The 23,684-nt window shown below is 64.4% G+C and carries 21 protein-coding genes and 1 tRNA gene; 9 read left to right on the forward strand and 13 right to left on the reverse strand.

The window, feature by feature from the left end; translation table 11 throughout:
* Window positions 1-113: 113 nt before the first annotated feature.
* From AAE027_RS18165 to AAE027_RS18190, 6 genes are all read left to right on the forward strand, one after another.
* Window positions 114-1,940, forward strand: a complete 1,827-nt coding sequence (locus AAE027_RS18165; RefSeq protein ID WP_091888523.1) for an IlvD/Edd family dehydratase — start codon at window positions 114-116, stop codon at window positions 1,938-1,940.
* A 200-nt stretch (window positions 1,941-2,140) separates the two neighbouring features.
* Window positions 2,141-2,872, forward strand: coding sequence for an SDR family oxidoreductase (locus tag AAE027_RS18170; RefSeq protein ID WP_370986801.1), 732 nt, complete (start codon window positions 2,141-2,143; stop codon window positions 2,870-2,872).
* Window positions 2,873-2,995: 123 nt separating this feature from the next.
* Entirely contained in the window at window positions 2,996-3,742 is a 747-nt protein-coding gene (locus AAE027_RS18175) for an SDR family NAD(P)-dependent oxidoreductase (protein ID WP_370986800.1), read from the forward strand.
* Window positions 3,743-3,749: 7 nt separating this feature from the next.
* Window positions 3,750-4,139, forward strand: coding sequence for a GFA family protein (locus tag AAE027_RS18180; RefSeq protein WP_370986799.1), 390 nt, complete (start codon window positions 3,750-3,752; stop codon window positions 4,137-4,139).
* A gap of 150 nt (window positions 4,140-4,289) precedes the next feature.
* Window positions 4,290-4,970, forward strand: a complete 681-nt coding sequence (locus tag AAE027_RS18185; protein ID WP_370986798.1) for a site-2 protease family protein — start codon at window positions 4,290-4,292, stop codon at window positions 4,968-4,970.
* 63 nt (window positions 4,971-5,033) lie between these two features.
* Window positions 5,034-5,456: a type 2 periplasmic-binding domain-containing protein gene (locus AAE027_RS18190; protein WP_370986897.1), complete on the forward strand. Its 423-nt coding sequence runs from the start codon at window positions 5,034-5,036 to the stop codon at window positions 5,454-5,456.
* Here AAE027_RS18190 and AAE027_RS18195 read toward each other — a convergent pair.
* From AAE027_RS18195 to AAE027_RS18220, 6 genes are all read right to left on the reverse strand, one after another.
* The gene (locus AAE027_RS18195; RefSeq protein WP_091888531.1) at window positions 5,444-6,259 is read right to left on the reverse strand and encodes an energy transducer TonB; all 816 of its coding nucleotides are present in this window, start codon (window positions 6,257-6,259) and stop codon (window positions 5,444-5,446) included. The two genes, AAE027_RS18190 and AAE027_RS18195, sit on opposite strands and share 13 nt — an antisense overlap.
* A 9-nt stretch (window positions 6,260-6,268) precedes the next feature.
* Complete coding sequence (gene exbD / locus AAE027_RS18200) at window positions 6,269-6,727, reverse strand: TonB system transport protein ExbD (protein WP_091888533.1); 459 nt, start codon at window positions 6,725-6,727, stop codon at window positions 6,269-6,271.
* Between the two features lie 3 nt (window positions 6,728-6,730).
* Window positions 6,731-7,699: a tonB-system energizer ExbB gene (exbB, locus tag AAE027_RS18205; RefSeq protein ID WP_370986796.1), complete on the reverse strand. Its 969-nt coding sequence runs from the start codon at window positions 7,697-7,699 to the stop codon at window positions 6,731-6,733.
* Window positions 7,696-8,385: a Fe2+-dependent dioxygenase gene (locus AAE027_RS18210; protein WP_370986795.1), complete on the reverse strand. Its 690-nt coding sequence runs from the start codon at window positions 8,383-8,385 to the stop codon at window positions 7,696-7,698. Before AAE027_RS18210 ends, exbB begins: the two co-directional genes overlap by 4 nt.
* 19 nt (window positions 8,386-8,404) lie before the next feature.
* Window positions 8,405-10,954: a TonB-dependent receptor gene (locus AAE027_RS18215; protein WP_370986794.1), complete on the reverse strand. Its 2,550-nt coding sequence runs from the start codon at window positions 10,952-10,954 to the stop codon at window positions 8,405-8,407.
* A 428-nt stretch (window positions 10,955-11,382) separates the two neighbouring features.
* Complete coding sequence (locus AAE027_RS18220; RefSeq protein WP_025035676.1) at window positions 11,383-11,622, reverse strand: hypothetical protein; 240 nt, start codon at window positions 11,620-11,622, stop codon at window positions 11,383-11,385.
* 373 nt (window positions 11,623-11,995) lie between these two features.
* On the opposite strand from AAE027_RS18220, the gene AAE027_RS18225 reads away from it, so the two are divergent.
* The 3 genes from AAE027_RS18225 (at window position 11,996) to AAE027_RS18235 (ending at window position 16,944) form a co-directional block, all read left to right on the forward strand.
* Window positions 11,996-13,168, forward strand: coding sequence for an efflux RND transporter periplasmic adaptor subunit (locus AAE027_RS18225; RefSeq protein ID WP_370986793.1), 1,173 nt, complete (start codon window positions 11,996-11,998; stop codon window positions 13,166-13,168).
* On the forward strand, window positions 13,165-16,311 hold the full coding sequence (locus tag AAE027_RS18230) for a multidrug efflux RND transporter permease subunit (protein WP_128947404.1): 3,147 nt from the start codon (window positions 13,165-13,167) through the stop codon (window positions 16,309-16,311). Before AAE027_RS18225 ends, AAE027_RS18230 begins: the two co-directional genes overlap by 4 nt.
* Window positions 16,312-16,374: 63 nt before the next feature.
* A complete protein-coding gene (locus AAE027_RS18235) occupies window positions 16,375-16,944 on the forward strand; it encodes an invasion associated locus B family protein (protein WP_370986792.1) in 570 nt (189 codons plus the stop codon).
* A gap of 9 nt (window positions 16,945-16,953) precedes the next feature.
* On the opposite strand, the gene AAE027_RS18240 is transcribed toward AAE027_RS18235, so the two are convergent.
* The 7 genes from AAE027_RS18240 to AAE027_RS18270 all read right to left on the reverse strand — a co-directional run bounded on the left by AAE027_RS18240 (window position 16,954) and on the right by AAE027_RS18270 (window position 23,678).
* Window positions 16,954-17,316, reverse strand: a complete 363-nt coding sequence (locus AAE027_RS18240; protein ID WP_370986791.1) for a DUF1428 domain-containing protein — start codon at window positions 17,314-17,316, stop codon at window positions 16,954-16,956.
* Between the two features lie 167 nt (window positions 17,317-17,483).
* A tRNA-Gln gene (locus AAE027_RS18245) sits at window positions 17,484-17,557 on the reverse strand.
* A 277-nt stretch (window positions 17,558-17,834) separates the two neighbouring features.
* On the reverse strand, window positions 17,835-18,806 hold the full coding sequence (locus AAE027_RS18250) for a Bug family tripartite tricarboxylate transporter substrate binding protein (RefSeq protein ID WP_370986790.1): 972 nt from the start codon (window positions 18,804-18,806) through the stop codon (window positions 17,835-17,837).
* 142 nt (window positions 18,807-18,948) lie between these two features.
* Entirely contained in the window at window positions 18,949-20,079 is a 1,131-nt protein-coding gene (locus AAE027_RS18255; protein WP_370986789.1) for an iron-containing alcohol dehydrogenase, read from the reverse strand.
* A gap of 13 nt (window positions 20,080-20,092) precedes the next feature.
* Window positions 20,093-21,130, reverse strand: coding sequence for a 4-hydroxythreonine-4-phosphate dehydrogenase PdxA (pdxA, locus tag AAE027_RS18260; protein WP_370986788.1), 1,038 nt, complete (start codon window positions 21,128-21,130; stop codon window positions 20,093-20,095).
* Window positions 21,127-22,233 carry a four-carbon acid sugar kinase family protein gene (locus AAE027_RS18265; RefSeq protein WP_370986787.1) on the reverse strand — a complete coding sequence of 369 codons (1,107 nt, stop codon included), beginning with the start codon at window positions 22,231-22,233 and terminating at the stop codon, window positions 21,127-21,129. Before AAE027_RS18265 ends, pdxA begins: the two co-directional genes overlap by 4 nt.
* Window positions 22,230-23,678 (reverse strand): FAD-binding oxidoreductase, encoded by a 1,449-nt coding sequence (locus tag AAE027_RS18270; RefSeq protein WP_370986786.1) that lies wholly within the window; start codon window positions 23,676-23,678, stop codon window positions 22,230-22,232. The genes AAE027_RS18265 and AAE027_RS18270 overlap by 4 nt, the downstream gene beginning before the upstream one ends.
* Between the last annotated feature and the right edge of the window lie 6 nt (window positions 23,679-23,684).

Below are 23,684 nucleotides of genomic sequence, written 5' to 3' on the forward strand. Positions count from 1 at the left end.
TGTGAGGAAATGACCCGCCAGCGGGCCGGCCGACCATCGCTCGCGCCGCCGGGCATCGCACCAGCCGACACATTGAGACGGACGCCAGTGCGTTTGCATTGCAGGAGAGACCAATGACAAAAAAGCCAACCAATGGACATGCTGCCGGCAACGGCGCTCGCCGCCACCTTCGCTCGCAGGACTGGTTCAACAACCCGCATAATCCGGGCATGACCGCTCTCTATATGGAGCGCTATCTGAACTACGGCCTCACCCGCGCCGAGCTTCAATCCGGCAAGCCGATCATCGGCATCGCGCAAACTGGCAACGACCTCTCCCCCTGCAACCGCCACCATATCGAGCTCGCGCACCGCGTCCGCGAAGGCATCCGCGAGGCCGGCGGCATCGCGATGGAATTCCCGACCCATCCGATCCAGGAGACCGGCAAGCGCCCGACCGCGGCGCTCGACCGCAACCTCGCCTATCTCGGCCTGGTCGAGATCCTCTACGGCTATCCGCTCGACGGCGTGGTGCTGACCACCGGCTGCGACAAGACCACGCCGGCCTGCATGATGGCCGCGGCGACCGTGAACCTGCCCGCGATCGTGCTGTCGGGCGGCCCGATGCTGAACGGCTGGCATGCTGGCGAGCGCACCGGCTCCGGCACGATTGTCTGGAAGTCGCGTGAGCGGCTCGCCGCCGGCGAGATCGACTATGAAGAGTTCATGGAGATCGTGGCGTCCTCGGCGCCCTCGGTCGGCCATTGCAACACCATGGGCACCGCCTCGACCATGAACGGGCTTGCCGAAGCGCTCGGCTTCTCGCTGCCGGGCTGCGCGGCGATCCCCGCCCCCTATCGCGAGCGCGGCCAGATCGCCTATGAGACCGGCAAGCGCATCGTCGAGATGGTCTGGGAGGACCTCAAGCCCTCGGACATCCTGACTCGCAAGGCGTTTGAGAACTGCATCGTGATCAATTCGGCAATCGGCGGCTCGACCAACGCGCCGATCCACATCAACGCCCTCGCCCGCCATATCGGCGTCGAGCTCTCGATCGACGACTGGCAGAAATTCGGACACGACGTGCCGCTGCTGGTCAACATGCAGCCGGCCGGCTTCTATCTCGGCGAGGAATTCCACCGCGCCGGCGGCGTGCCGGCCGTGGTGCGCGAGTTGATGAAGCACAAGCGCATCCATGAGGACGCGGTGACGGTCAACGGCCGCGGCATCGGCGAGAACTGCAAGAATGCGCCCGCGCCCGACAATGACGTGATCTGGGCCTACGACAAGCCGCTGGTGAAGGACGCCGGCTTCCTGGTGCTGAAGGGCAATCTGTTCGATTCCGCGATCATGAAGACCAGCGTGATCTCCAAGGAATTCCGCGATCGCTATCTCAGCAATCCGAAGGACCTCAACGCCTTCGAGGGCCGCGCGGTCGTGTTCGAGGGCCCCGAGGATTATCACGAGCGGATCGACGATCCCTCGCTCGACATCGACGAGCGCTGCGTGCTGTTCATCCGCGGCACCGGGCCGATCGGCTACCCCGGCGGCGCCGAGGTCGTGAACATGCAGCCGCCGGCAGCCCTGATCAAACGCGGCATCCTGTCCCTGCCCTGCATCGGCGACGGCCGCCAGTCCGGCACCTCGGGCTCGCCCTCGATCCTGAACGCCTCGCCGGAAGCTGCCGCCAACGGCGGTCTTGCGATCCTCAAGACCGGCGACAAGGTGCGCATCGACCTCAACAAGGGCAGCGCCAACATCCTGATCTCGGACGAGGAGCTGAAGAAGCGCCATGCCGAGCTCAAGGCCAATGGCGGCTTCAAGCACCCGCCGAACCAGACGCCGTGGCAGGAGATCTACCGCAACACCGTCGGCCAGCAGTCCACCGGAGCCTGCATGGAACTCGCCACGCGCTACCAGAACGTCGCCGGCACCTTTGGCGTGGCGCGGGATAATCACTAGCAGCCACACCGTCATTGCGAGCCACCGGGTCCGCCGAACAGCCGCCCGATGACAGGCTCCGCGAAGCAATCCAGAGATATCTCCATGGAGACAGTCTGGATTGCTTCGTCGCACCAGCGCAAAATTGCTCCGCAATTTTGTCGCCGGCTCCTCGCAATGACGCTGGGTTGGGATTGGAACACATAAAGGAGAACAAGAAAATGGCAGACCGCCTTAAGGGAAAGCGCGCCGTCGTCACGGCTGCGGCAGCAGGAATCGGGCGCGCATGCGCCATCGCATTCGCGCGTGAGGGCGCAACCGTCATCGCCACCGACATCAACGAAGCCGGTATCGCGAGCCTCACCAAGGAAGGCATCGCCGAAGTCGCAAAACTCGACGTCCGCAACACCGCCGACGTCAACGCCTTCGCCAAGCGCGTCGGCAAGATCGACATCCTGCTCAACGCGGCGGGCTTCGTGCATCACGGCACCATCCTGGAGTGCTCGGAAGAGGATTTCGACTTCTCGTTCGACCTCAACGTCAAGTCCATGCACCGGACCATCCGGGCATTCCTGCCTGAGATGCTGGCAGGCGGCGGCGGCAGCATCGTCAACATCTCGTCCTGCGCGGCGCTGCGGCCGCCGGCCAACCGTTACGTCTACAGCGCGTCGAAGGCGGCGGTGTCGCTGCTGACGCGCGCGGTCGCGCTCGACTTCATCACCAAGGGCATCCGCTGTAACAGCATCTGCCCCGGCACCGTCGAGACGCCCTCGATGCTCGACCGCGCCGCCGCGCAGGGGCCGCAGGGCAAGGAGATGTTCATCTCCCGCCAGAAGATGGGCCGGCTCGGCACCGCCGACGAGATCGCAGCGATGGCGGTCTATCTCGGCAGTGACGAAAGCGCCTTCACCACCGGCGTCGACCTCGTGGTCGACGGCGGCTACATGCTCTGATCACTCCTCATCCCGAGGAGGCGCGGCAGCGCCGTCTCGAGGGATGGGCCACGGGCTCTATGGTTCGAGACGCGCGCTGAGTGCGCGCTCCTCACCATGAGGGATAGAGAAAGGGATTTCTCGATGAACAAGATCGATCTCAGCGGCCGCGTTGCCGTCGTCACCGGCGGCGCGCAGGGCTTTGGCCGCGCGATCACCGAGCGCTTCGTCGCCTCCGGCGCCAAGGTCGCCATTTGGGATTTCGACGCCGCGCTGGCAGAGAAGACGGCGAAGGAGATCGGCGACAGCGTGCGCGTCTTCAAGGTCGACGTCACCGACACTGCGGCGGTCGAGCAGGCCCGCGATGCCACGCTCGGCGCCTTCGGCAAGATCGATATCCTCGTCAACAATGCCGGCATCGCCGGCGTCAACAAGCCGGTCTGGGAGACCGATCTCGAGGAATGGCGCAAGGTGCTGCGCATCAACCTCGACGGTCCCTTCATCTGCTGCAAGGCGATCGTGCCCGCCATGCTCAAGCAGAAATACGGGCGCATTGTGAACATCGCCTCCATCGCCGGCAAGGAAGGCAATCCGAACGCCTCGCACTATTCGGCGTCCAAGGCTGGCCTGATCGCGCTGACGAAATCGCTCGGCAAGGAACTCGCCTCGCACGACATCCTCGTCAACGCGGTGACGCCGGCGGCAGCCAAGACGGCGATCTTCGACCAGATGACGCAGCAGCATATCGGCTTCATGCTGTCGAAGATTCCGAAGGGACGCTTCGTGCTGGTCGAAGAGCTCGCCGCGATGGTGAGCTGGCTGGCATCCGAGGACTGCGCGTTCTCCACCGGCGCTGTCTTCGACATCTCGGGCGGTCGCGCGACCTATTGAGGACATCATGATCCGGGAAGGGGGATGCCTGTGCGGCGCGGTGCGGTTCAAGGCGGAGGGCGAGCCGCTCAATGTCCGCATCTGCCATTGCCGCCTCTGCCAGAAGGCGATGGGCTCGCCCTACTTCGCCCGCGCGCAGTTCGATCAGCGCGCATTGACGGTCGAGGGCGACACGGAGCGATACGCGTCCTCCGAGAATATCGACCGCGTGTTCTGCAAGCGCTGTGGCACGCGGCTGTTCGCCTGGCGCCGCAACGGTACGCTCGCCGGCGTCGCGCTGGCCACCTTCGATGATCGCAACGCCTTCGCGCCGACCGAGCACATCTGGGTCTCGGAAAAGCTCGCCTGGGTGAAGCTCGACGACGGCTTGACGCAATATCAGACGACGATTCCATAAATTGCGCGATGGCACGGCGGCGTGCCGCTGGCAGACCGTTTGCAGCGTGGCATTTCGGAACCGGTCCCCCTATGTTGAGCTGAAGCGTTGCTGCACCACCGCCCTAGCTGGATGGCTGCAAGGCAGCAGGCAAACCGGGACGGACGAGCCGTGAACATTTCGCTTTATGACTTATCGGTGTGGGTGCTCCCCCTCGTGCTTGCCATCACCTTCCATGAGGCTGCGCATGCCTTCGTCGCGGACCGGCTCGGGGACAACACAGCCTCGCAGCTCGGGCGCGTCAGCTTCAATCCTATCAGGCACATCGACCCGTTCGGGACCCTGATCCTGCCGGCGATGCTGCTGTTCGCGCATTCGCCGTTCCTGTTCGGCTACGCCAAGCCGGTGCCGGTGAACTTCCGCAAGCTCAATAACCCCCGGCTCGACATGGTCTGGGTGGCGCTGGCCGGGCCCGTCACCAACATCCTCCTGGCGCTCGCCGCAGCCCTCGCCTTCCATGCCCTGCCCTTGGTGCCTGCGAGCTCGGCGAAATGGGTTGCGGACAACCTCAAGAATGCCCTCGTGATCAACGCGATCCTGGCGGTGTTCAACATGATGCCGATCCCGCCGCTCGATGGCGGGCGCGTCGCGGTCGGGCTGTTGCCGCGGGCACTCGCCGTGCCGCTGGCCCGGCTCGAGCCGGTCGGGATGCTGATCCTGATCGGCCTCCTGATCCTGCTACCGCTGGCGGGTTCGCAGTTCGGTCTAAATCTTGATGTTATTTCAGCAATACTGCGAACGTTGACCGGTTATGTGATTCAGGCTGTTCTGTTCCTGACCGGCAATGTGTAGTTGAACAGCGACATCCGAACGTAGGCCTGAGGGCCAGAGGCCGACTTGGTCAAAGCTGCCGATATGCTGATCGCGCGACGCGCCGACACCCGCGCCCGCGCCGATTTTGCCACCTGGAAGATGATGGCGAAGCTCAACGGGGCGTCCGCGCTGCCTCCGGAGGCCCAGGAGTTCCTCGCGAGCTACAAGAACCTGCTGGAGCAGATGAGCGAGGGCGAAGCCACCGAGGCCACCATCGGCGCGATCTACAAGGCCTATTATGCCGAGATGGGCGGCGCGGGAACCCCGCCCGACGTTCGCACCCGTCCGCCTGAAACGGCGGCGGACAATGTTACCGCCTTCCGTCGCCCGGCCCCCAAGCCGAAGAAGTCCGCCTCCTTCGGGACGGCGGCATTCGCTGGAACCCAGAAACGGCCGCTGCCGGTGGCGCTGATCTTCGCCTGCCTGGTCGTGGTCTATGTCGGGATCAGGCTCTACTGGCGCTGAGCCGTCTTCTTCTTTTTCTTCGCGTCCGGCGGCGTGAAGATGATGTCGACGGTGCGCTCGAACCGGTCGTCAGTCAGCCCGGCCGGCGGCTGCGGAATGGGATCGGACTTGCGGACAATCGAGACCGCGGCCGCATCGTAAGCCGCATCCCCCGACGACTCCACGACGTCGACCGACAGCACGTTTCCCTTGCGGTTGATCGCGAAGCTCACTTTGACCTTCTGGTTATTGGGCTCCTTGCCCTCCGGATTGACCTTGTGGGCCGTCAGATGCGCGCTGATCTTGCGGTTCCAGTCCGCCGTAATCTTCAGGATGTCCTTGCCAAGCCCAAGCACCGGCGCCAGGGCCTTCTCGGCCTCGCGCGCGTCTTCATCGAGTGTCTGCCGTGCCGTCGCAACCGACTTCGGCGATGCCTCGGCAGCGGGAGTTTCGACCGCCGCGATCTTCGGATCCTCGTCCTGCGGCTTCTTCGAGATGTTCTCGGTGACAACCCGATCGGGATCGTCGACCTGCTGCGACTGATCCTTTGGCAGCTCGGTTTCCTTGGTCTCGGCCTTTTGCTCGGGAAGCGCCTGCTGCTCCTGCATCGCTTCACTGTCAGGCCCCGGCGGAAGGTCGGTATCGGGCGCCTTTGGCGAGGCCATCTCGACCGCAAACTCGGCGCCCGCCGCACCCAGACCATCGTCGCCGTCATCGGCTTGCAGGTGTGCCAGCGCGAGCGCGGCGCCACCCAGATGAAGCGCGAGCGCCGCCACCGCGGCCAAGATCCAAAGCTTCCTGGATGGTCTGAGTTCGTCCGACATAGCGGGCCTTTAAGGCTGAGCGGCGCCTGCCGCGGGCGCCCCCGGAGCGCCTTCCAGCGCGACCAGCTTGACCCGCGTATAGCCGCCTGAGCGCAAGAGCTCCATGACCCCCATCAACTCGCCATACGGCACCGAGCGATCGGCGCGCAGGAAGACATACTTGTCCTTGCTCATGTCGGACAGACCGTCGAGGGTGCCGATCAACTCGGCCCGGTGGACCGGGTTCTCTCCGATCGCCAGTGTCAGATCAGGCTTGATGCTGAGATAGGTCGGCTTGTCCGGCTTCTTCTGCGGCGTCGCGCTCGACGTTGGCAGATCGATCGGCAGGTCGACGGTCGAGAGCGGCGCTGCGACCATGAAGATGATCAGCAGCACCAGGATGACGTCGATGAACGGCGTGACGTTGATGTCATGCGTTTCCGAGAAATCGTCGTCTTCGCCGTCGTTGTCTGCGAGCGAAACGCCCATGGTTCACTCCGCTGCGCGCGAATGCACGCTGCCGTGGCTGCGATCGAGATCGCGCGAGAGCAGCCGCCCCGCCGCGCCCGAGGCGCGGCTGACGAGCTCGAGATAGCCTTTCGTCACGCGTGCGAAATGGTTGTAAATGATGACGGCGGGGATCGCGGCGACCAGGCCGATCGCGGTGGCGAGCAGCGCCTCGGCGATGCCGGGCGCGACCACGGCGAGGTTCGTGGTCTGCGACTTCGAGATGCCGATGAAGCTGTTCATGATGCCCCAGACCGTGCCGAACAGGCCGACGAAGGGCGAGGTGGAGCCGATGGTCGCGAGCACGCCCATGCCGATGCGGATGCGGCGCTGTTCCGCGCGCACGATCTCGGCAAAGCTCGAGGCCGCGCGCTCCTTGATGCCGGCATCGCTGGACAGGCCGGCCGACATCCGCGCCTCACGCAGCGCCGCGACGAGGAAGGACGGCAGGATCCCTTCCTTGGCTCCGAGCGCCATCTGGGCTTCCGCGAGCGAACGTGCCTCTGCGGTCTTCTTCAGCGCCGAACGAAGCTTGGTGGAAGCGACCGACAGTTCGATCGACTTGGCGATGAAGACGGTCCAGGTCACCAGCGAGGCAAAGGCGAGCCCGATCATCACCGCCTTCACGATGACGTCCGCCGACATGAACATCACCCAGGGCGACAATTCCTTCATGGCCGGTGCGACAGCGGTCGCCACATCGGGCTTGGGGGTGGTCGGACCGGCGGCCGCGGGGGGCGCCGTCGGAGCAGCGGGAGCGGTCGCCATCGGGGCCGAAGGCGCCGGGGCAGCAGCTGCTGGCGCCGCGGGAGCCGGACCGGCCGGGGCCGGTTGAGCCACCGATTGCGCCGGGGCCGGCGGGGTTTGTGTCTGGGCAGAAGCAGGGGATGCGAGCCAGGCGGCCGCCAGCATGGCGGCGGCGGCAAGGCTGGCTTGGAAGGTCATGGTCTTCATACTTCGGCCCAGTAGCGAATGAGGTTGTGATAGATACCCGTCAATTTGACCGTTTCGGGATCGTCACGCCCGAGCCGTTCCACCAGCGCCTGAATCGCGGTGTCGAGGTCAAAGATCATGCTCCGGGCTTGATCGTCCCGTATCATGCTCTGAAGCCAGAAGAAAGACGCAACCCGCGTTCCCCTCGTCACCGGCGTGACGAGGTGGAGGCTGGTCGAGGGATAGAGCACGCAGTCGCCGGCTGGCAACTTGACTTCGTGCGAACCGTAGCTGTCCTCGATCACAAGTTCGCCACCATCGTACTCCTCCGGCTCGGCGAGGAACAGCGTGACCGACAGGTCTGTGCGGATGCGAAGGCCGGTCAGGCGGTCGCCGCGGATCGCATTGTCGACGTGCAGGCCGAAATGGTGGCCGCTGCTCGCCGCATAGCGGTTGAAGAGCGGCGGGAAGATCTGGAGCGGGATCGCCGCCGCGATGAAGCGCGGGTTCGACGTCAGCGCCGAGATGATGCGGTTGCCGAGCTTGCGCGCGACCTCGCTGTCCGGCGGCAATTGCTCGTTGCGCTTGACCATGGCGGACTGCGCGCCCGCAGTGGAGCGGCCGTCCTCCCAGTCGCTGGCGTCCATGATGCGGCGGAAATCCGCCACATCATCCTTGCTGAGAACGTTTTCTATGCATGTCAGCATGAAACTCGTTGTTGCTCCATCAGTAGCGCGCGGAGAGCACCACATAGGCGGCACGGCCCGGTGCCTCCAGCACGAACGGTGCTGCGCTTTGGTACAGCGCGTCGTAGTAGCGCTTGTCGAAGATGTTGTTCACGAACAGCTTGAGCTTCCAGTGCTGATCGAGCTTCGCCTCCGCGAACGCGTCAAAGCGCCAGTAGCTCGGCAGCGACGTGCCCTGATTGGCCGCGAGCAAAGTGCCGCCATAGATCTTGGAGCGGTATACCGCCTGCCCGCCCAGTTCCCAGGTGTCGTTGAGCTGATATTTCGACAGCAGGCTGAACGACTCGTGCGCGATATTGGCGAGCGGACGCCCGACGTTGGTCGGATACAATGTCTTGTTGGCCGACGGTGCCAGCGACTGCGTCACTTCCGACTGCATCAGCACGAGACCGCCGAACACACTCCACTTGTCTGTGATCTTGCCACCGACGCCGAGATCGATACCGCGGATGCGGTAGGCTGCCCCGGCCGTGATGCAGGACACCGTGCCGGTGGTCGCTGGAACAGTCACTGGATAGGGACAGGTCGCAGTTGCCGTCGCCGCAGTGATATTCTGCGACTCGCGCGCGTTTTCCTTTTCGGTCTGGAACAACGCCGCCGTCAGTAGCAGGTGACGGTCGAACAACTCCCATTTCGTGCCGACCTCGATCGCCTTGTTCTTCTCCGGCCCAAAAATCTGGTTCGAGTTGCCGTTGAGGACCGGTGTGAGACCGCCATAGGCCGTGCTGGTCCCATCGAACTCGGCACCGACGGGATTGGCCGAGGTCGCATACGCCACGTACACGCTGCCGTTCGGCAGCGGCTTGAGCGTGAGACCGAGATTGAAATTCGGAATCAGGAACTCGGCGGATTGCTGGCCGAACCGGCTCACCCCACCGATCGTTCCGTATCCCGACGTGTTGATCTTGTAGTTGTCGTAACGGAAACCGCCATTGAGGATCAGCAGGTCATGGTAGTTTGCGCTATCCATGACGTAACCGCTGACAGTGTCGATACCGATCTTGGTCGGCAAACCTGAAAGCGACGGGATTCCGAAGGGCAGATACGTGTTCTGAGGAAAGAAGACGCTGGTGTTGGTCGGCGAGCCCGATGGGCTCGAGGGAATGCCGGTGGCTTCCGAGGTCAGCCCAAGATACCTGTCGATCGACGACCGCTCACGATCGACCTCAATACCCGCAAGCGCAGTATGCTTGAACCCCGCCCCGTCCAGGAACTTGTAGGTCGCCTCCGTCTGGTTGGCGAGCACATCGGTGATCTGAAAACGGCTCTGCGGATTGGACGTCAGCGTCGAAGCTGAGAGCGGGTCCTTCAGCGAGGGCGATTCCGGCAGCGTTCCGATGTAATTTTGGGTCGAACGCGAAGCGCGGAACTTGTTGCTGATCATGAGATCGGGAGTGATCTGCACTTCCGCGTTGATCGTGCCGATGTCCTGGCCGGTGCGGAAGAAATCGCGATTGACGAAACCGTACCAGTTCTTGCGGCTCGCTCCGAAATCCGGGAACGGACCGCCAGCGGTGGACGCTGTGCTCGGTCGATAATACGGCACGCCGAAGTCCGGAAGACCGGTCAGTTCGGTGTGGATGTAGTTGCCGGTGACCTTGATCGTGTCGGTCGGCTTCCAGGTCGTGGCGACGAAGGCGCCGTTCCGGTTGTCGGTGACGTAGTCGCGGCCAGCGACATTGGCATCCTGAAACAGGCCGCCGACACGAACGGCGAGCGTCGGGTCGATCACCTGGTTGACGTCGAGGGTGACACGCTTGGTCTGGTCGGTGCCAAACGTGGTGTCCATGTTGTAGAAGCTCTGTTCCGTCGTCGCCTGCTTGGTGACGATGTTGATCGCACCACCGGCGACACCGCGGCCGGAAAAAGTCGAGCCGGGACCGCGCAGGATCTCGACCTGCTCGGTGAAGAAGTTTTCACGCACGCTGACGCCGGCGTCACGAACACCATCGATGAAGATGTCGTTACGCGCATCGAAGCCGCGGATGAAGAAGCGGTCGCCGAACGCGTTGCCGCCCTCGCCCGAGCCGAGCGTCACGCCGGCCGTGCTGAGGATCGCCTGCTTAAGCGTCGTGGCGTTCTTGTCCTCGAGGACTTCCTTGCTGAGAACCGTGATCGACTTGGGAGTGTCGACCAGCTTCTCCGGGAATTTGCCGCCGGCCTGCACGTGATCGACCTTATAGGGCGCAGCCGGATCCGCATACGGATTTGCGTCGGCGGGACCTGACGGTGTGATGGGAGCCGTCTGTTGGGGCTGCTGGCGCTGCGCGGCGCGGCGAAGCGCGTTGCGGGCGCGGACCTGCTCCGGCGACGGCTTCGAAGCCACCGGACGCGGACGCTGCACCGGAGCATCGACCGTCACCGGCGGCAGGTTCGACTGCTGCGCCTCTGCGCCGCTCGACACCGTCGCGACAGCGATCAGGCTTGCAACGGCGGAAACCGTCTTGCCAGCAGCAGCTTCGAAATTGTTGTCGACCGACTTTCTCAACGCAGCCGAACGCAATGACCGCGGCGACCTAACATTCCCCATTTCACGCCCCACTTCCTCAACGACGATTGGTCGCATTGCGACAACGCGACGCAACGGTGCTAGCGGGAGCATGAATGGGGGTCAACGAGAGCAGAGCAACACTCCGGCTGAATCCGTCCATTTCAAAGCAATTCTAATCTCGTCGAGGCCTGCAGTTTCAAACGGTTCTAAACTTGAAGCGTTCTAATCTGCCTCTCGATTGCTGCGCTCTCCTCAATGCTGAAGCAGCGCACCGATTGATGCGCATGATCGAGACGGAGATGCCAACAACAGCGCGGTCCTATCGGTCGAGCAAAATCAGGTCAATGCAACTGGTCCGTCCGCACATTTGAATCTGTCCAGATCGGACTGCGTGTAGATGTCGATGCGCAAATGCGATCTTAAGCCGGCACAGTCCGAAGAACCCACGGGTCCCCGCCGGCACTCACTCAGTCGCTGCTCGGCGGCTTCATCAGCGAGAACAATTCGTCGACGGTTTTCTGCGCGACCGCGCGCACACGATCGGTGTTGTCCATCCCGGCGATGTTGACGCCGTTGACGACGGCTTTGATTTCGTCGCGGAAGTCGGTGAGGAAGCGCAAGGGATCGCGCTGTTCGTTGGCGACGCGCGCGATCAGCCCCGTGATCAGAATCTGACACGCGATCAGCTTGCCGTTCAGTTCGTCCATCCTGCGCTCCCGTTGTGGCGGCGCCGATATGACCGATGCTGATTTTGCTGACAACCGAAACGGCCGGTGCGCGATTTAGAACCGTTCTCGTGACGCACCGGCGTGGTGGTCGTCCGCCGCGCCCCTCAGCGCGGGACACGGTCTGCGGGCATTGTCCAAGGTTCGCACGCGGATCGTTCGGGCTCTGGAAAATGCAGCCCTGCACACTGCCGCGCCAGCCTGCTGCATGCGGTGCAAAGCTTTCCAATTGTTTAGGATTCTCGACCGATAGTGCTGTTTACACTGGAACTTGGCGTGTATTATACAAGCGCGCTGGAACCCAATGATTGCCCCATAATTCGTAGCTTGGGGGCACGAGCGCCGCCGAGCCGATATGAAAAAAACACGGCCGATCCTCTGGATTCTGATCATCGCGGCCGTGGCCTCCGCGGGTTATTATGGCTGGCAAAAATACGGCTCGCCCGGGGCCGGAAAAACCCAGACGACACAAAAAGCAGCGCCTCGCCAGCAGGCCGTTCCCGTCAGCGTTGCGCCGGTTCAGAAGACCGACTTCCCAGTGTATCTGACCGGTCTCGGCACGGTGCAGGGCTTCAACACCGTCCAAGTCCGCAGCCGAGTGGATGGTCAGATCGACAAGCTCGCCTTCCGCGAAGGCCAGATCGTCCAGCAGGGCGACCTTCTGGTCTCGATCGATCCCCGCCCCTATCAAGCCGCGCTCGATCAGGCCAAAGCCAAGAAGGCGCAGGACGAGGCGAACCTCGCCAACGCCAATCTCGAACTGCAGCGCGCCATGAGGCTCGGCGAATTCGCGACCGCGCAGCGGGTCGATACCCAGCGCTCCACTGTCGCCCAGCTCACCGCCCAGATCGCGGCCGACGAAGCGGCGATCGCCAACGCCCAGACCCAGCTCGACTACACGCAGATCAAGGCGCCGATCACGGGCGTCGCAGGGCTGCGCCAAGTCGACATCGGCAACATCGTCAACGCCTCGACGCAGACCGGCATCGTCACGATCTCTCAGGTCGAGCCGATCGCCGTGATCTTCACGGCACCGGAAGACCAGCTCCCCTACATCACCGAAGGTCAGCAGGCCGGCGCGCTCAAGGTGATCGCCTTCACCACCGACGGCAAGAAGACGCTGGCCGAAGGCAAGCTCGCGGTCATCAACAACCAGGTCGACACGACCAGCGGCACTATTCGGCTCAAGGCGGTATTCGACAACAAGGACCACACGCTGTGGCCGGGCCAGTCGGTTTCGACGCGTCTTCTGGTGCGGACGCTGAAAGATGCAACCGTCGTTCCCGATGATGCGGTCCAGCATTCGACCAACGGCCTGTACGCCTATACCGTCAATCAGGACAACAAGGCCGAAGTGCACAAGATCAAGGTCAGCTATGGCATCGATGGACGTTCGGTCATCGATGAAGGCCTCACGCCCGGGCAGCAGGTCATCACCGGCGGTCAGTTCAAGGTGCAGCCTGGAAGCCTCGTCTCGACGGCGGTGGCGAGCTCGGATCCGGCCCAGAACAAGGTTCGACACGAATGATCGCGGGCGGGATTTCGGCACCCTTCATCCGTTATCCCATCGGCACCTCGCTGCTGATGGCCGGCATCCTCTTCGTCGGCCTCGTCGCCTACCCCCTGCTGCCGGTCGCGCCGCTGCCGCAGGTGGACTTCCCGACCATCCAGATCACCGCCAACCTGCCGGGCGGCAGCCCCGAGACAATGGCCTCGTCGGTGGCGCAGCCGCTCGAGCGCCAATTCGCCCAGATCCCCGGCATCGCCCAGATGACCTCGACCAGCTATCTGGGCACGGCGTCGATCACCATCCAGTTCGACCTCAACCGCAGCATCGACGGCGCGGCCAACGACGTTCAGGGTGCCATCAACGCCGCCAGCGGCCAGCTGCCGAAGAACCTGCCCTCGCCGCCGACCTACCGCAAGGTCAACCCGGCGGACGCCCCGATCCTGCTGCTGTCGGCGACCTCCGAAACACTGCCGCTGACCAGCGTCAGCGACGCCGTCGACGCCCAGCTCGCCCAGCAGATCAGCCAGCTCTCCGGCGTCGCGCAGGTCTTCATCGGCGGCCAGCAGAAGCCGTCCATCCGCGTTCAGATCGACCCGGCGAAACTTGTCGCCAAGGGCCTGTCGATGGAGGACGTCCGCAGCCAGATCGCCATCACTACGGTCGACAGCCCCAAAGGCAATATCGACGGGCCTAAGCGCGCCTATACGATCTACGCCAACGACCAGCTCACCCACGCCAAGGACTGGAACGACGTCATCATCGCCTATCGCAATGGCGGCCCCTTGCGAATCCGCGACATCGGCCAGGCCGTCAGCGGCGCTGAAGACGCCAAGCAGGCGGCCTGGGCCAACGGCAAGCGCGGCGTGTTCCTGGTGATCTTCAAGCAGCCCGGTGCCAACGTCATCGAGACTGTCGACCGGATCAAGGCCACCCTGCCCCGGCTGGTGGCCGCTATTCCGCCCGCAATCAAGATCGAGCTGATTAGTGACCGCACAACGACAATCCGTGCCGCGGTCGAGGACGTTCAGTTCACGCTGCTGCTGACCATCGCGCTCGTGGTCATGGTCATCTTCATCTTCCTGCGCAGCTTCTGGGCGACGGTCATCCCCACGGTCACGGTGCCATTGGCGCTATTGGGCGCGTGCGCCTTGATGTGGGTGGCCGGCTATTCGCTCGACAATCTGTCGCTGATGGCACTCACCATTGCGGTCGGCTTCGTGGTCGACGATGCCATCGTGATGCTCGAGAACATCACCCGCTACATCGAGGAAGGCGAATCCCCGCTCGCGGCCGCCTTCAAGGGCTCCAAGGAAATCGGTTTCACCATCGTCTCGATCAGCATCTCGCTGGTCGCGGTGCTGATCCCCCTGCTGCTGATGGGAGGCATCATCGGGCGCCTGTTCCGCGAATTCGCCGTGGTGCTGGCGATGACGATCTTCGTCTCGATGTTCGTGTCGCTGACGCTGACGCCGATGATGGCCTCGCGCTTCCTGCGCGCGCATGGCGAAGTGACCCACGGCAAGTTCTACCAATGGAGCGAGCGCGCCTTCGACGGGATGCTGCGCGGCTACGAATATGTGCTCGACCACGCCCTGGCGTGGCGCCGCACCACGCTCGCGATCTTCTTCGCCACGCTCGGATTGTCGATCTACCTGTTCGTCCTGATCCCGAAGGGCTTCTTCCCGCAACAGGACGTCGGCCTGATCACGGCCACGTCCGAAGCCTCGCAGGACATTTCGTTCAAGGAAATGGTCAGACGCCAGGAGCAGCTCGGCAAGATCATCCTGGCCGATCCCGATGTTGCGAGCGTTGCCATGGCGATCGGCGGCAGCGGACGTGCCGGCAACAACGGTGCCCTGTACATCACGCTCAAGCCTCGCGACATGCGCGAGGCCTCGGCTCAGCAGATCATCGCGCGCCTGCGCCCGCAGTTCGACAAGGTCGAGGGCGCCCGCCTCTACATGCAGGCGGCCCAGGACGTCCGGCTCGGCGGCCGGCCGACCCGCACGCAGTTCGAGTTCACCCTGCAGGACGCCGACCTCGCCGAGCTCAACGACTGGGCGCCAAAGATCCTCGCCAAAATGCAGACGTTGCCGGAGCTGCGCGACGTCGCGACCGACCAGCAGACGCAGGGCACCACGGTGCAGCTCAAGATCAACCGCGACACCGCCTCGCGCTACGGCATCCAGCCGCAGATGATCGACGACACGCTGTATGACGCTTTCGGCCAACGGCAGGTCACGCAGTATTTCACCCAGCTCAATACCTACAAGGTGATCCTCGAGATTCTGCCGGAGATGCAGGGCGATCTCGACAGCCTGAACAAGCTCTATCTGAAGTCGCCGCTGACCGGCGAACAGGTGCCGCTGTCGACCTTCGCGACCTGGACCACCGACCCGGTCCGCCCGCTCTCGATCAGCCATCAGGGTCAGTTCCCGGCGATCACGATCAGCTTCAACCTCGCACAAGGCGTCGCGCTCGGCCAGGCCACCGAGGCCGTGCAACGGGCGATGGTGGAGCTGGGCGCGCCGCCGACGCTGAATTCGAGTTTCCAGGGCACCGCGCAGGCGTTCCAGCAATCGCTCGGCACCGTGCCGCTGTTGATCCTCGCTGCGCTCGTCGTGGTCTACCTGATCCTCGGCATCCTCTACGAGAGCTACATCCATCCGATCACGATCCTGTCGACCCTGCCCTCGGCCGGCGTCGGCGCGCTCGCGATCCTGATGGCGGCCGGCTTCGACTTCAGCCTGATCGCGCTGATCGGCATCATCCTTCTGATCGGCATCGTGAAGAAGAACGGCATCATGATGGTCGACTTCGCGATCGCCGCCGAGCGCGACGAACACAAGACACCGGCGGAATCGATCCGCCAGGCCGCGCTGCTGCGCTTCCGCCCGATCATGATGACGACGATGGCCGCGCTGCTGGGCGGCGTGCCGCTGATGCTCGGCCACGGCACCGGCGCAGAGATCCGCCAACCGCTCGGCTACGCCATGGTCGGCGGCCTGATCGTCAGCCAGGCGCTGACGCTATTCACCACGCCGGTGGTTTATCTCTATCTCGACGAGCTCAACAACTGGTTCTCGGGTTGGGGCCGTTCGGGTGACGGCGAAGGCGACGAGGCGGCCGAGCGCCGCAGCGTCAAGCAAGCCGCCGAGTAAGCTTGCGCCGCACCTTCCGCGACGCTACAGCGAGACCTCGGTTCACGCCAACGCGGTTTCGCCATGCTCATGCAATCCAGACTTGTCGCCTTCGCCGCCGCTGTCCTGTTGTCGACCAGCGCCGCGTATGCCCAGCAGGGCGCCAAGAAGAACGCCGCTTCTCCTGCCCCGGCCACTCAGCCTGCGCCTAGCCCGACGCAAGCACAGGCGGACGGCGCTCCGGGGCAACCCGGCTGGATCGTGCGCTGCACCAGCGCAAGCCGCGAGGCGCCGCTCGAATGCGCGATGGAGCAGAACGCGGTGCTGACCAAGACCGGCCAGACCGTCATCCTGATCAACATCCGCATCGCGCCCGACACCCGCACACCGATTGCGCTGCTGCAATTGCCGCTCGGCCTCAACCTGCCCGTCGGCGCCAAGCTCCAGGTCGACGAAGGCAAGGCGTTCGATCTCCAGATCCAGACCTGCGAGAACCGCGGCTGCTACGCCTCGACGCCGGTCGCGCCGGACCTGCTCACGGCCTTGCGGTCGGGCAAGCAGTTGAAGGTCTCCTTCCAGAACATGGCCAAGGAGACGATCGCGATCCCGATGCCGCTCAACGATTTCGCCGCGGCCTACGACAAGATCAAGTAACGGACGCCGTCAGGTCGCGATGTCGCCTGCCCGAAGCAGCGTCGTGAAGCCGCCATAGATCATGCGCTTGCCGTCGAACGGCATGCCGTCCATTTTCAGCCGCGGGTCCGCCATCACCTTCTTGTTGACGGCATCACGGGTCTCCCGGTCGCGGTAGACGATCCAGGAGAAGACCACGATCTCGTCCTCCTTCGCCATGACCGCGCGCGGAAACGAGGTGAGCTCGCCATAGGGGACGTCGTCACCGATGCATTCGACATAGTCGAGCGCGCCATGCTCCAGCCAGAGTGCGCAGGCGGTCGTTGCCAGCGTCTTGTAGGCCTCGATCTTGTCCTTCGGCACGGCCAGCACGAAACCATCGACATAGGGCATCACGGATCTCCTTGGGTTGTGTAACTCAAGGACGATGGAGTGCGCGGAGATCCGACCGGAAACGCGATTTTTCAGATGAGGCAAACGGTCGCGAGCGGCGGTGCCGCCAACGAACCGTCGCTGCCGCGCAGATGCCGAGGGTTACGTCTGGAGAAGGAGCGCCGGAATGGCTGGGGAACCTGGATTCGAACCAAGACAAACAGAGTCAGAGTCTGTTGTGCTACCGTTACACCATTCCCCAACGGAATAGTCGAACAAATTCAAAGCCTTGTTGATTTGCTCGACTGTGGCCGGAAGCGCGTTTGGCGCAAATCACGGCTCAGGCGTGGCAGCGTTCTACCCGCTCGGCCCTGGGCTGGCAAGCGCTGCGGTGGATGGGTCGTGTCTCGACGGGGGATAGGACGAGAGGTCGGGAGTCCGCAGCGACAAGGCACGAGCCGCGCCCGACCGCATGAAGCGGTCGGGTCACGCTGCGGCCCGCGGACGTCTCAAATATCGCCAAGCAGCGCCCTTGGCGCTTAGTCCAGCTTGATGTTCGCGGCTTCGATCACCTTCTTCCACCGCGCCGTCTCAGCGGCGATGTAGGCCGCAAACGGCTCGGAATCCACTGCGACCGCGGTGGCGCCGAGCTCGGCCAATTTCTGTACCGTGTCAGGTTGCTGCATGAAGGCGCGGATCTCGGCCGAGAGCTTTTCGACGATCGGTTTCGGCGTCCCGGCCGGGACGAAGAAGCCGTGCCAGGCCACGGCCTCGAAGCCCGGCAGGAATTCAGCGACGGCGGGAGCTTCGGGATCGAAGGCGGCCCGCTTCGGCGTCGCGGTCGCGAGCAGTGCGAGCTGGCCGGTCTTCACCTGCGGCAGCAGCAGGGGCACGTTGTCGAAGGCGAGATCGATCTGGCCGCTCAACAGGTCCGTCAGCATCTGGCTGGAGCCCTTGTAGGGTACGTGCACCATCTTGGTGCCGGTCATCTGCTGAAACAGCTCGGCGGCCAGATGCTGCGAGGTGCCGACGCCGGCCGAGCCGAACGAGACCTTGTCCGGATTCGCCTTCAGATAAGCGATCAGCTCCGGTACGGTGCGCGCCTTGATCTTGTTGGGGTTCACGACAAGCACGTTGGGCACGACGCTGATCTGGGCAACCGGCGCAAGATCCTTGTCCGGCTGGTAGCTGAGCTTCGGACCATAGAGCGACGGGTTGATCGCGAGCGCGGACGTGCTCGCAAGCCCGAGCGTGATGCCGTCAGGCGCCGACTTCGCCAGCCGCGTCACGCCGAGGATCGAGCCGGCGCCACCGACATTCTCGACCACGAACGGCTTGCCGAGCTTCGCTTGCAAATGGTTGGAGACCATGCGGGCGAAGATATCGGCGGTACCGCCGGCGGCGAAGGGAACGATCACCGTCACCTGCTTGGACGGATAACCGTCCTGGGCCTTTGCCGGCGATGCCGCCAGCAGCATGAGTGAGGCAAGAACAAGCCACGTCGATCTCATCGAAGTTTCCTCTTTTCAGTGTTGTTGATTGGCTGCCGCGAACGAGCGGCGGGGATGGCTAAAGCGCGATGCATCGCGCCTTAGCTTATTGTTTGAGCATGATCTCTTCGGAAAACCGCTACACACTTTTCCGGATCATGCTCTAGAACGCGACCTCGTACATGTTCAGGATCGCATCCCGGCTAAGGTCGCGCGGATTGTTGTCGAGCAGGCGGCGAATGGCGTGCGCCTCGTCGGCCATCACGCCGAGATCGTCCCTGGGCACGCCGAGCGCCGACAGCCGCATCTCGATACCGAGATCGGCGCAGAACTTGTAGGTTGCGTCGAACGCCAGCTTTGCATCGTCCTGCTTCGGCAATCCAAGCGCCTGGAGCACTGCGACGGTCTTCGCCTCCACGGCCGGCATGTTGAAGGCCAGCGTGTGCGGAAAGATCACCGCGCAGGCGAGCCCATGCGCCACATGATGACGCGTGCCGAGCGGGTACGCGACCGCATGGCCGGCGGTCGTGTTCACCGGCCCGAGGCAATAGCCGCCATAGAGCGAGGCCAGCGCCAGGCCCGCACGCGCCTCGCGATCGCTACCATCGACCACCGCCCGCTTGAGATACTGCCCAACCAGCCGCGCGCCTTCGAGCGCATAGAGATCGATCGTGGGATGCGCCTTGCGACTGGTATAGGCCTCGACGCAATGCGCCAGCGCATCGACGCCGGTCGCCGCGGTGACCTCTTTCGGCACCGTCATCGTCAGATCCGGATCGACGATGGCGATGTCAGCCAGCATGAAGCGGCTCTGCACCGCCTGCTTGTTCTGGCTCATGGGGTCGGTCACCAGCGCGCGGGTGCCGGCTTCGCTGCCGGTGCCCGAGGTGGTGGGAATCTGCATCAGCGCCACGCTGCGGCCGGCCACCTTCTCCGGCCCAACGATGTCGGCGAAGGCCACGTCGTTCGTGCACATCACCGCCACCAGCTTGGCCAGATCCATCGCGCTGCCGCCGCCGAACCCGACGACGAGATCGGGCTTGGCGTCGCGCGCCATCGCGACCGCCTTCTCGAGATTGGGCAGGTCCGGCTCGGGCTTCACATCGCCGAACAGCTTGACCGCGCCGGGTAGCCCCAGCGTATCGACGCGACGCGCGTTGAATGGGTCCGAGATCACCAGCGGCCGCTTGGCGCCGATCCGCTCGGCGAAACGCGCTGCGGCTGCGATCGTGCCGCAGCCGAACTCCAGGATAGTGGGGCGAAGAATTTCGATGGGCGTGAAGGCGTTGGTCATCGTGCGTTCGATCTCACGACTTGGATGTGGAAGCGCCGACGGCCAGCCGCTCGGCATAGTCGATGGCCTCGATCAGGCTGTGCTCGTTGGCGATGCCCTTGCCGGCGATGTCGAAGGCGGTGCCGTGATCGACGGACGTGCGGATGATCGGCAGGCCCAGCGTGATGTTGACGCCCGAGAGCTCCTGCCAGCGGCCGGTCGCGGGATCGACCTGGAAGCCGAGCAGCTTGACAGGGATGTGGCCCTGGTCGTGATACATCGCGACCGCAGCATCGTACTGTCCGGCGCGCAGCTTCACGAAGATGGTGTCACCCGGCACGGGGCCGACAATGTCGAGACCGTCAGCGACTGCCTTGGCGATCGTCGGCGCCGAGACATCGATGTCCTGCCGGCCGAACAGGCCGCCCTCGCCGGCATGCGGATTGAGCGCGGCGATCGCGATCTTCGGCTTTTCGATGCCGAGCCGACGCAGCGCGTCGTTGGTGAGGTCGATCACCATGCGCAGGCGCTCCGGCGTCAGACGCTTCGGCACGTCCTCCAGCGCCACATGCGTCGAGACGTGGCTAACGCGCATGTTGCCATGGGCAAGCAGCATCACCGAGCCGCGCACGCCGGTGAGATGCGCGAGCATCTCGGTATGGCCGGGGAAATGATAGCCGGCCTTGTTGAGGGCTTCCTTGTTGAGCGGTGCCGTGACGATGGCCGCGGTGCGGCCCGCCTGCGTCAGGCGCACGCCCTGCTCGATCGCCTTGTAGGCAAAACGGCCGCCGTCAGCGCTGAGCACGCCGGGCCTGATGGGATCGCCCTCGGCGTCGGCCTGGAGGAAGCACAGATTTGGCCAGTCGCGATCCTGGTCGCTTACTTCGGGGATGGCAATGTCAGCGCCGAGCGCTGCCTTTGCGCCATCAAGCGCCGCGCCGCTGCCGATGATCAGCAGGCGCAGATCGCCCTTCGCGATCCGGTCCTTCAATCCCACGCAAGCCTTGACGATGATCTCCGGTCCGATCCCGGCGGGATCACCCATGGTGATGGCAAGATGACGAGAGGTCATGTCGGACTCCTCATGTTGAGCAAATGATTGTCCCGGAGCAGATCGCGCCAGAGCTCGCTGGGTCCGAATGCACCGGACTTCGAGATCACGTCCACGCCGGCCCACCGGCCGCCCTGCAAGATCGAGCGCGGCAACCCCGGCACGATACGTCCCGTCACCTGGAGCGCATGCGCGCCAAGGGCGACGCATGCGGCCTTCAGGGTCTCGCCGCCAGCAACGATCAGCGTGCCCGGTGGTTCGAGCGCCGCGATCAGTGCCGTCATTTCGCGCGCGATCCGCTGCGCCGCCTCCGCGCGCGTCAGGCCGTTGGCGAGAGAGAACTTGACCAGTGCCACGGCGTCATCGGCCAGCTTGCGCCGGACAGGCTCCGCGCCCTCGCCTTCCGCAAGCGCGATGGTTGCCTCGCCGCACGCAGCCAGCTGAGACGCAGTCGCGGGCTGATCCGAGCCGAACAGCCCCAGCACCGGCAGCTTCAATTGGGTCGGCGCAGCGGCGTCATGGCTGCGGGCGAGCGCGCCGGCGAGCCCACCGCTGCCGCACCATAGCACGGGTCCCGGCATGCGCTGCCCCATCTCGACGACCCGATCGAGGTCGATGTCGCTTTCGGCGTCGAAGACCTGAACGCCGCCCTGCGACAGCGTGTCGGCCCCGCCCTGCCGCGCCTCGATGCCGTCCTGCTGCAGCTGGGCCAGGAGATTGTCGCCGACGCGGTGCCACTCGCCTTGCACCGTGCGCGCAAATTGCTGGCCACCCGCGGTGCGGCGCCCCTGATAGTCGAAGGCGGGCGCGACCACGCAGGACGCCCAATCGCCGCTGCGCAGGCAGGCGTCAAGCTCGGCCGCCCACGCGCCGCGAAGGAGGCTATCGACCTTCTTGTAGGCGATCGTCGCCCCGCGGAGCTGTGGCGCCAGTCGTCCGACGATCTCGATGCACTCGGTTTTGGAACGTTCGCGTGTGCCGCTGTCGATCGCCAGGCTTTCAGAGTCCTGCGCCGCAGATGCTTCCGGCCAGGTGACGTCGAACGGTCCGCACAGACCGACGAACTCCGCCGCGGTGTCGAGCGCACCGGTGAGATCGTCGGCAAGCAGGCGGACGCTCGTCATCGTCGCGCGCCTCCGGCAGTAAAGATCTTGCCCGGGTTCATCAGGCCGTTCGGATCGAGCAGTTGCTTGATGTCTCGCATCAGCTCGATATCGAGGGGATCGGTGACGCGCGCGAGCCGACCACGATTGGTGATGCCAATGCCGTGCTCGGCACTGATGGCTCCGCCTTGCGCTGCGGTCTCGTCATCGACGATCTCGTTGATCTCGGCCACCAGCGCGGCCGTTGCAGCGGGGTCCTGACAATGCGCGCGGTCGATCAGTGCGATCACGTGGATATTGCCATCGCCGATATGGCCATGCATCACGACGCGCGCATGCGGCACGGCAGCCTTGATCCGGGCCTCGACATTGGCGACGAAGGCCGCCTGCCGCTCCAGCGGCACCACGCTGTCATGCGACACGACATAGCCGCTGCGCTTGTTGCCTTCGGACACACTGTGCCTGACCGCCCAGATCGCCTTGGCCTGCGCCAGGTTGGACGCCAGGATGACGTCGTCAGCGAGCCCGGCCTCCATCGCCTCAGCGAGCACCGTGGCGAGCGGCTCGTTGAGGTCAACGCCTGGAAGCGTGTCGGTCAGCTCGACGATCAGATACCACGGCGTCGTCAACTCGAACGGGATCGCGACATGCGGCACTGTCTCCGCTATCGCCTCGATCTGCGAGCGCGACATGATCTCGAGGCTGCCGAGCCGGTCGCCGACCGCGCCGCGCAGGCGCTGCATGATCTCGAGCGCCTGCTCGACGCCCTGCAATTTCAGCAGCGCCAGCGCAGAGCTGCGCGGCGGTGCAAACAGTTTCAGGACCGCCGCCGTGACGATGCCGAGCGTGCCCTCTGCGCCGATGAAGAGCTGCTTGAGCGCGTAACCGGTGTTGTCCTTGCGCAGCGCGCGCAGGCCGTTGAAGACGCGCCCGTCGGGCAGCACGACCTCTAGCCCGAGCACGAGATCGCGTGTCGGTCCGTAGCGAAGCACGGCCGTGCCGCCGGCATTGGTGGAAATGTTGCCGCCAATCTGGCAGGAACCCTCGGCACCCAGGCTCAAGGGAAAGTAACGATCGACGCTACGGGCCGCATTCTGCACCTCGGCGAGAATGCAGCCGGCTTCCACCGTGATCGTGTTGGCGAGCGGGCTGACGTCGCGCACGGCCCGCATACGGTCGAGCCGGATCACGACATTGCCTGCGTTGCGATCGTCCGGCGTCGCGGCCCCGCACATGCCGGTGTTGCCGCCCTGCGGCACGATCGCAAGCTGCCTTTCCGCGCAGTATTTGACGACGGCGGCGACCTCAGCGGTCGAGCCGGGTTTCACCACCGCGACCGCGCGACCGTGATAGCGGCCGCGCCAGTCCACCACATAAGGCTCCTGGTCGGCTCCGGAGGCGATGACGTGCTTGTCGCCAACGATGGCGGCGAGCCCGGACAGCGCATCCTGGAAAGAGTCGGACATCGGATC

Origin of the sequence: Bradyrhizobium sp. DN3 (genome assembly GCF_041357655.1) — a bacterium.
GTDB lineage: Bacteria > Pseudomonadota > Alphaproteobacteria > Rhizobiales > Xanthobacteraceae > Bradyrhizobium.

Bases quoted from the DNA above. Each gene is read 5' to 3' on its own strand.
- AAE027_RS18230 (WP_128947404.1), top strand. From the start codon at position 13,165: ATGATCGCGGGCGGGATTTCGGCACCCTTCATCCGTTATCCCATCGGC.
- AAE027_RS18190 (WP_370986897.1), top strand. From the start codon at position 5,034: ATGCTGATCGCGCGACGCGCCGACACCCGCGCCCGCGCCGATTTTGCC.
- exbB (WP_370986796.1), bottom strand. From the start codon at position 7,699: ATGAAGACCATGACCTTCCAAGCCAGCCTTGCCGCCGCCGCCATGCTG.
- AAE027_RS18220 (WP_025035676.1), bottom strand. From the start codon at position 11,622: ATGGACGAACTGAACGGCAAGCTGATCGCGTGTCAGATTCTGATCACG.
- AAE027_RS18170 (WP_370986801.1), top strand. From the start codon at position 2,141: ATGGCAGACCGCCTTAAGGGAAAGCGCGCCGTCGTCACGGCTGCGGCA.
- AAE027_RS18250 (WP_370986790.1), bottom strand. From the start codon at position 18,806: ATGAGATCGACGTGGCTTGTTCTTGCCTCACTCATGCTGCTGGCGGCA.
- AAE027_RS18215 (WP_370986794.1), bottom strand. From the start codon at position 10,954: ATGGGGAATGTTAGGTCGCCGCGGTCATTGCGTTCGGCTGCGTTGAGA.
- AAE027_RS18225 (WP_370986793.1), top strand. From the start codon at position 11,996: ATGAAAAAAACACGGCCGATCCTCTGGATTCTGATCATCGCGGCCGTG.
- AAE027_RS18265 (WP_370986787.1), bottom strand. From the start codon at position 22,233: ATGACGAGCGTCCGCCTGCTTGCCGACGATCTCACCGGTGCGCTCGAC.
- AAE027_RS18210 (WP_370986795.1), bottom strand. From the start codon at position 8,385: ATGCTGACATGCATAGAAAACGTTCTCAGCAAGGATGATGTGGCGGAT.
- AAE027_RS18180 (WP_370986799.1), top strand. From the start codon at position 3,750: ATGATCCGGGAAGGGGGATGCCTGTGCGGCGCGGTGCGGTTCAAGGCG.
- AAE027_RS18255 (WP_370986789.1), bottom strand. From the start codon at position 20,079: ATGACCAACGCCTTCACGCCCATCGAAATTCTTCGCCCCACTATCCTG.
- AAE027_RS18195 (WP_091888531.1), bottom strand. From the start codon at position 6,259: ATGTCGGACGAACTCAGACCATCCAGGAAGCTTTGGATCTTGGCCGCG.
- AAE027_RS18175 (WP_370986800.1), top strand. From the start codon at position 2,996: ATGAACAAGATCGATCTCAGCGGCCGCGTTGCCGTCGTCACCGGCGGC.
- AAE027_RS18165 (WP_091888523.1), top strand. From the start codon at position 114: ATGACAAAAAAGCCAACCAATGGACATGCTGCCGGCAACGGCGCTCGC.
- exbD (WP_091888533.1), bottom strand. From the start codon at position 6,727: ATGGGCGTTTCGCTCGCAGACAACGACGGCGAAGACGACGATTTCTCG.
- AAE027_RS18235 (WP_370986792.1), top strand. From the start codon at position 16,375: ATGCTCATGCAATCCAGACTTGTCGCCTTCGCCGCCGCTGTCCTGTTG.
- AAE027_RS18270 (WP_370986786.1), bottom strand. From the start codon at position 23,678: ATGTCCGACTCTTTCCAGGATGCGCTGTCCGGGCTCGCCGCCATCGTT.
- AAE027_RS18240 (WP_370986791.1), bottom strand. From the start codon at position 17,316: ATGCCCTATGTCGATGGTTTCGTGCTGGCCGTGCCGAAGGACAAGATC.
- pdxA (WP_370986788.1), bottom strand. From the start codon at position 21,130: ATGACCTCTCGTCATCTTGCCATCACCATGGGTGATCCCGCCGGGATC.